The organism is Sphingobacterium griseoflavum (genome assembly GCF_014653155.1).
Classification (GTDB): Bacteria; Bacteroidota; Bacteroidia; order Sphingobacteriales; family Sphingobacteriaceae; genus Sphingobacterium; species Sphingobacterium griseoflavum.
In genome coordinates, this window is the sequence record NZ_BNAF01000012.1 from 1 (window position 1) to 7071 (window position 7071).

The 7071-nt window shown below is 35.3% G+C and carries 6 protein-coding genes; 3 read left to right on the forward strand and 3 right to left on the reverse strand.

Annotation, left to right across the window (positions count from 1 at the left end; genetic code table 11):
* The first annotated feature begins 823 nt into the window (after positions 1–823).
* The 3 genes from IE165_RS15010 (at position 824) to IE165_RS15020 (ending at position 3837) form a co-directional block, all read left to right on the forward strand.
* Positions 824–1606 carry a hypothetical protein gene (locus tag IE165_RS15010; protein ID WP_189627466.1) on the forward strand — a complete coding sequence of 261 codons (783 nt, stop codon included), beginning with the start codon at positions 824–826 and terminating at the stop codon, positions 1604–1606.
* A gap of 72 nt (positions 1607–1678) precedes the next feature.
* Complete coding sequence (locus tag IE165_RS15015; RefSeq protein ID WP_189627467.1) at positions 1679–2278, forward strand: hypothetical protein; 600 nt, start codon at positions 1679–1681, stop codon at positions 2276–2278.
* Between the two features lie 1106 nt (positions 2279–3384).
* The gene (locus tag IE165_RS15020; RefSeq protein ID WP_189627468.1) at positions 3385–3837 is read left to right on the forward strand and encodes a helix-turn-helix domain-containing protein; all 453 of its coding nucleotides are present in this window, start codon (positions 3385–3387) and stop codon (positions 3835–3837) included.
* A 202-nt stretch (positions 3838–4039) separates the two neighbouring features.
* On the opposite strand, the gene IE165_RS15025 is transcribed toward IE165_RS15020, so the two are convergent.
* Genes IE165_RS15025 through IE165_RS15035 form a run of 3 tightly spaced genes read right to left on the reverse strand, consistent with a single transcriptional unit; the run spans position 4040 to position 6465 of the window.
* Positions 4040–4714, reverse strand: coding sequence for a hypothetical protein (locus IE165_RS15025; RefSeq protein WP_189627469.1), 675 nt, complete (start codon positions 4712–4714; stop codon positions 4040–4042).
* A gap of 57 nt (positions 4715–4771) precedes the next feature.
* On the reverse strand, positions 4772–5605 hold the full coding sequence (locus IE165_RS15030) for a hypothetical protein (RefSeq protein ID WP_189627470.1): 834 nt from the start codon (positions 5603–5605) through the stop codon (positions 4772–4774).
* 11 nt (positions 5606–5616) lie between these two features.
* Positions 5617–6465, reverse strand: coding sequence for a hypothetical protein (locus IE165_RS15035; protein WP_189627471.1), 849 nt, complete (start codon positions 6463–6465; stop codon positions 5617–5619).
* Positions 6466–7071: the final 606 nt, after the last annotated feature.

The window sequence follows — 7071 nt, forward strand, 5'->3', positions numbered from 1 at the left end:
CTTTCCCATGACTTTAAAGTACGAAAATTCAACCAAATAAAAAAAGAGGCTATCCTTATGAGACGGCCTCTTATCGTTTATATAGCACCTGATTCGAACCGAAGGGCTGGCCGGGGTTCTCTATTGTACCAGATTTCTATATCTTCGAACATATCCATGCTGATTTGTTCGTTGGATACCAGTCTGTCACCATACATCTATTCTGATTTTAATATTTTAAAGAATTTGTCAGCGATTGCATTAACCCAGCAATTCCCCTTTTCTGCTCATACTCCTTATTAAGATTTTATAGGAATCAATTTCTGTCCTTCATTCCATCACATATATACCAGCCGATACATTTACAGCCCTATAGATCAAGAGCAGTAGTCAGGTATAATAAAATTTTTATAGATGTAAGTAATGTCGGATACCTAGACTTTCGACGGATACCCGTACCAGAATGACCTCACCATCCAATACATTTCGCAATCCGCGATTCCTAACCTAGTCCGCCTTAAGTTTCTGCAAGGTAAACAAAGAAACAAAGGCTTATCAAGCTATTCTGGAAATTATGTCGTTTGATGATACAAAAGGTAACAATACCATGAAACTGGAGATTGAAGCAAACTATAAAGAGATGAAAAAGGACATAGCTGAAATAATAGAGATAGAGCGCATTACTAATGCGCCCTGATTCACAGCGTTTGGCAGTGAAGAATGAATGAGACTAAAAAACGAAACATGCTGTTCCGTTTAAGTATAAATATATTTTATTTCAAATGTTACCACTTTTCGAAAAATATCACCTTAGCTTTATCCAAAATTACACGAATACAATAATATGAAAAAAAAGCACACTATTCTTATTGCTGCCCTTATGATCATAGTCAGTTCATGTCAAAAACAAATCTTCACGGACGAAGATAAGTCCGAGATTACTGTCGATGTATATGGCGAAAATGCGGGGCTTGGTAAAAAATTGGAAAACCCATATTCTGTTAGGAATATGAGAAAAGCTGTCCAGCTTCTTATGTCTATCGCTCCCGATGCAAGCCATCCGGATATGAATAACATTGTGCCAAATCATTATTATGTGCGTTTCTTACCAAAAGATACAGCTGAATTAGTCGTGCTTGACAACGATACGACTTTAGTACTTAACACTGTTCCATTTGGTTATGAAAACCGACTGGAGCTAGACAACTATCATGATCCGTCGATTCCACAAGATGAAATTACTTGGTTATATGCGGTGGTACCAACTACGCAACAGCTGCCCGACATTCAGCACGAGATTATAGAAGAAATTTATGAACCCGAAGATGATGAGGATGAATTAGAATTACTTGCTCTAAAACTAACAGGCAATTTACCAAAAGAGAATGTCAACGGTATGGAAATAATGTCGGCCGATCTTACGGATAGAGAACTACTTGGTATTTTTAGTAAAAGATATAATCCATCCGGACACGTATTTGTTGAGAACATTAATGAAAGTGGATCGAAAATAGGAGAACTACCGGTGCGGAATGCAGCCATTGAAGTGCAGACGCTGTGGTGGGATGACGTAGTGGGACGGATCTTGTTTCCGGGTTTACCTACAATCAGATATTTAATTTATTGACGGATGAAGTAACTGCTGTATCTACGTTAAGGGATAAAATAATTCGGTTATATCCTTCAAAAAATGCAAACAATGAGATCACAAATCTATTTTCGTATTATGGATATTAGGATGAACAGAGCACTAATTGGCTCATTGATAGCAATATATATTCTTAGCACCGCGATGCACTGTGAACCGGATTCAGTTCCATTATATCCGATAATCGAACTGGAAAATGTAAAAGCATATGTCAAGATTACTCCCGAAAAGGACGTATATAAAGTGGGAGATACGATAATGTGCACCCTTAGAATAGACCGTAAAGATTGGAATAACTGGACAAATTTTGAGAAAGCAACTTTTAACTCATTTGCACTTTATAGCTATGATGGTGCTAGCAGTAAGTTTCTTGAACCTATTGCTGGAAAAGGTGCAGTGCCAAATGGAGCAACTGTACTACCAAATGGCCATAGTTATATTGAACAGATAACGTATTATGAGCTCACCGTTCCGAAAATATACGTATTTGGGCCACTTAATTGGCTTTCAGATTTGAAAGTCTACCAAAACTTTCAATATTTGAATGTTACGTATGAAGATGTAAGCAATAATAAGTGGTATATGGCAGAAGTACCTATTTATTTCAAAAACAACAACAAGCAATACATTGAAATCAAAGTAGAAAATTAATACTTATTTCCCATGCTGTACTCGGTATAACCTCCTCGCGTTTAATCCGACTGTCATATGTGGAATTTCGGACAGACATTCACCCTTGTTTGTCTGGTGTCTTTTTTAATATAAGGGGGTCAAATCGTGCCAAGTTTTTAGCGACTACCCAAAATTTTTGGCACGATTTGACCCCCTTTTTGAGGTTATTTGGCACAAGAAAAAAGGATCTTCAAACCAAAAAAGTATCCTTATACAGTGGAAATGGCTTTTTTACAGAGAGACAATACCGCTCCTTGCTGAAAAACCATTTTCACTAGTGAAGTGCGTCATTTCACTAGTGAACTGACGCACTTCACTATGCATTCGCACTTAATGCATACGCATTAGTCGCATTTCCCTACGCAGTTGAACCGCCTCACTAGGCATCCGTGCTTAATGCATCCGCATTTAAGCCATTTCACTACGCATCCGTGCTCAATGCGCATGCAGTCGGACCGTTTCACTACGCATTCATACTAAATGCGTTCGCATTTGAGTCGTTTCACTTAGCATCCGTGCTTCATGCGTATGCAGTTGATCTCTTTCACTGCATACATCCAAAACATGTGCGGGGTAAAATGAATATTGTACAATTATCTTCTCGTATTTTTTGATTGATGAGCTTGGTTACGGGGTATTGTACGGGTGGCAAAGTAACCCTTTAACTAGCAAACTGTATCCAATTGCAGAGATATTTGATTTCCACTCTTTTGTCATGGAAAAGATGGTCAATCCAACTCCTATAAATGAAAATAATGTGAGTAGACAATAGCATAACATTAAACTTTATCAATAACTAATCGATAGGCCGTCATTTTTGCAATATACTGTCCCAGAGCATCGATACCAGTATATCCAATCAAAAAATCCCCACCGGACGGCACTATAAGCACCCTCGTAAGAACTATCTTCTGCCTGTTGTATAAATTTCCTTTGAGTACCGATACATCAAAAAACATCTAGCTATTGTTGTTCGTCACAATAATCCGTAACTTTAAGCCAAAGTTATTTTACTATACATTATGTTCAGGCATGGTATTCTACCGATTCGACGGTAAAAAACCGGTCTATAATTTTCATTTATTATGAATACTATTTTTAAAGAAAAAAACGAAACCATGCACATCGGTCATAATATAAAACGTATCCGTGAGATACAGGGAATCAAGCAGGAAGCTTTTGGTCAGCTTTGCCGCAATAAATACTCGCAACAAAGGATTTCGGACTTCGAAAATATGGTAGCGCTGGATGAGCCTCTTTTAGAAGAGTTAGCAGCCGCTTTGGGTGTAACACCTGAATTTATTCATTCTTTTAAGGATGAAAATGTAATTTATAATATACAGAGCAATCAAGATACTAGCTACAGTAATCAACAATATAATCAACCCACTATTCATAATGATGGATCAGACAAGCTGGTCGCACTACTCGAAAAATTTATTGAAGAAGATCGTGTAAAGACCCAATCCATTGCAGAATTAAGCAAAGCTGTATTGGATCTTACCAATGAGGTTAAGAAATTGAAGGAAGGAAAATAGAGTTTCTCATTCAAGTGTCCCCTAAAAACCACTTACTTTGAGCTACTTCTTTAAACCCCTCAATTATTTATTATTCAATTATTTAACCCTAAAATATAGTGAATTTATTTTATTCCGTAAATATTCCAAATGCTATTATTTCACAGGCATATATTAATATACAGGAATAGAAGCGAATAAAAACCCCCTTTATATGCTTTAATTATGTCGTGACAATTTTCTTTTTAATACTGCTAATTATTTCGAATTGCTTTTTGTGGAAATGACGACCGTCAAAAGCCTTCCTATTAGCTATTCGTAATTGCATTACCAAATCAAAATATTCCATCCCGATATTACTTACCGCAATCTTTCTTAAGTACTCGCGTTTATCTACGGGTAATGTATTGTCAACAATAATTCGATTTAATAACTGAATATTTTCCGCGACTGAAAATATGTAATCCGTGTACCTCTGCTCATTAGTTGAAAAATGCTGGGCGATATCTTCGTAAGATAGTTCTATATCACCTATTTCCTCCATTGCTAATTTGTACGTGTTATTCTTTAAATTGATTAATGTGAACTGTAGTTGTTGGTAAAGAACACTCAATACTCTTTCAAACTCAACCTGTTCGTCAGTTTTCTCTAGATGTTTTGATTGTTCGATTATTTGGTCTCTTTGTTGTTGATAGGTTATATAAACAAAATAAATTGTTACTGCATTCAATAACAATCCCCCCATTCCAACGATGGTATCAATACCATTGTAGCCGTTTTCAGGTTCGATTATACCGTTCCAATGCTTGTAAAGGCTATAGAAAAACCATAGCAATAAAAATGCTATGAAGATAAATAATGCTAATGGCTGTTTGTCAGGTTTGTTGTCTTGACTCATATATCAATTATTAAGTCTAGTATTTATATTTTGATTCCTTTGCTTCATCTTCTTTATCTAATTCAGTTTATCAAATATTTCCCCATAGTATTGGTTACGCTCGACAATTTCAGCACTAAGAGAAAGCGAGCACATAAAGTTTGTATATTCATCTTTCACTTTATCCATCATTTTCTCTCTGTCTTTCTCTATTTGTAAATCCAATACACCCGTAATTGATTTTTCATTACTGGTGGCGAATGCTCCATCGTAATAATCTAAATATTCTTTGTCAAACTTCTCTTTAAATTCATCACCGTGAGCATAGCTTTCTCCAAAATCGCTTAGGTTATAAATCAACGCAACATAATGCTCAGGAACATTGTTATTGTAAATATTATACAGATAAGCTCTATCATTATTATTTAATCCGCATCGCTCAATAATCTGTGCATAAAAATTACCTTCATAATTTAGCGCACGCATAGCATTATTGATATTTTTTAAATTCTTCATTATTTCGGGCATATCACATACTTCTAAGGCAGTACTTATTTTAAACAATTCTTCTGCATCCGCATTATATTTAAACCGTGTATGGTCTAATTGTTTATAAATAATATCTAGTAGCCTATTAAATTCCGCTTCTTTGTCGCTTTTTGCTAGTTGCTCGTTCTGTTCTTCTATCTGTTTCCTCTGCTGTTGATAAGTTATATAAACAAAATATATTGTTACCGCATTTAATAACAATCCCCCTATTCCTACAACACTGTCAATACCATTGTAGCCATTTTCAGGTTCGATTGTCCCTTTCCAATGCTTGTACAAACTATAGAAAAACCATAGCAAGAAAGAAACTATGATTATAAATAATAATAGGGGTTGCTTGTCGGGTTGTTCTTTGAGCTTCATATCTATGGGTATTATCTTCTAATTCCAATATTAAATTGTCTCCTAATCAGCTGTATCTCACTTTTAAGCGTACTTGATTTTTCCTCTCTGAATAGCATACTAATTGCTTCAATTTCTTTAAGATTTTTAAATATACCGCCAACAAAGATTAGAGTGGATTGTTCTGCATCTCTGTCGGGGTTTCGCTCCGCATAATATTGTCTGCATTCCTCCTTGAAAGACGCAAAACGTTCAAAATGATGTTTAAAGCTATGGTAGAATTGGGCAATCTCTTGAAAAAATGTATCACGAACAATAGATGATAGAATGATAATTTCGTCTTCTTCAAACAGTTCATTGTAAACCAGTAAAATATATATTTTTATAAAGCGTCTTATATCCTTATTAAAATTAATTACTCGCCCATCTATCTTAACCATAACTTCTACCAATCTTTTATTGAGCTTTGAGCGATGATTATCATCTGTAACTTCTTCAAGTTCACGAATAATAGTTTTGTACTCATCCATCAATTCATTGAAAACATCAATTCTATTTTCAATGCTGTCTAATTTGGCTTTGGTATAAGTGGTATGTTGGTATATCGCGTCAATAGCACGATTAAATTCCGAATCTTTTCTTTGTTCCTGTATCTGTTCGCTTTGTTGTTGGAAGTTTTTAATTAAATAAAGAAACGATGCAACCGTAAAAACTAATGTAGCGAACTGGATTGCATTTGCCACATTAGTCCCTTGTACATCGTCAGTCACTGGAAAGATGCTTAATCCAATACCTATCAACGAGAATAATGAACCAATGAGAATCCATACTAATACATTCAGCTTAAAATAATACGGGGTTTCTTTCTTTTCTTTATTCATATAGCTAATATTGATTTGATAGTGCAAAGATACTTGAATATTCTATTTCTTTTTAATCTGCAAATCTTTTACCCTCCGCACTGCAATAACAAGGCTGTCAGATACTTTATAAGCCATTATCTTTTGATTCTAATATCATTGTTCCAAAACAGTATTTAGTTCGATACAGGGCTTTATTCGCGGTATTGCTATCAATAAAAATTTTTGTTTAATTAGCGAATAATCTAGGATGGTTTTAGGCTCTTTGACCTTCATACAAGCCACAAGAATCAATATTATAAAGATTCCATACCGTTATGCCAAATGGGGGTTAGATGGCTCAGATGGCTTTAAATTTAGTTTATGACAAATGAAGATAAAACCGTCCAATCTACGTTGGATAATCGGGTATCTTTCCGTCTTAGGCACTGAATTCTCCGAATGGCGTCCACCCTTATTTGTCTAGTGTCTTTTTTAAGAGAAGGGGGTCAAATCGTGCCAAGTTTTTAGCGACTACCTAAAATTTTTGGCACGATTTGACCCCCTTTTTGAGGTTATTTGGCACAAGAAAAAAGGATCTTCAAACCAAAAAAGTATCCTTATACAGTGGAAATGGCTTTTTTACAG

What these genes read in the sequence shown, in the direction of transcription:
- IE165_RS15010 (WP_189627466.1), top strand. Translation starts at nt 824, where the DNA reads ATGAAAAAAAAGCACACTATTCTTATTGCTGCCCTTATGATCATAGTC.
- IE165_RS15015 (WP_189627467.1), top strand. Translation starts at nt 1,679, where the DNA reads ATGAGATCACAAATCTATTTTCGTATTATGGATATTAGGATGAACAGA.
- IE165_RS15020 (WP_189627468.1), top strand. Translation starts at nt 3,385, where the DNA reads ATGAATACTATTTTTAAAGAAAAAAACGAAACCATGCACATCGGTCAT.
- IE165_RS15025 (WP_189627469.1), bottom strand. Translation starts at nt 4,714, where the DNA reads ATGAGTCAAGACAACAAACCTGACAAACAGCCATTAGCATTATTTATC.
- IE165_RS15030 (WP_189627470.1), bottom strand. Translation starts at nt 5,605, where the DNA reads ATGAAGCTCAAAGAACAACCCGACAAGCAACCCCTATTATTATTTATA.
- IE165_RS15035 (WP_189627471.1), bottom strand. Translation starts at nt 6,465, where the DNA reads ATGAATAAAGAAAAGAAAGAAACCCCGTATTATTTTAAGCTGAATGTA.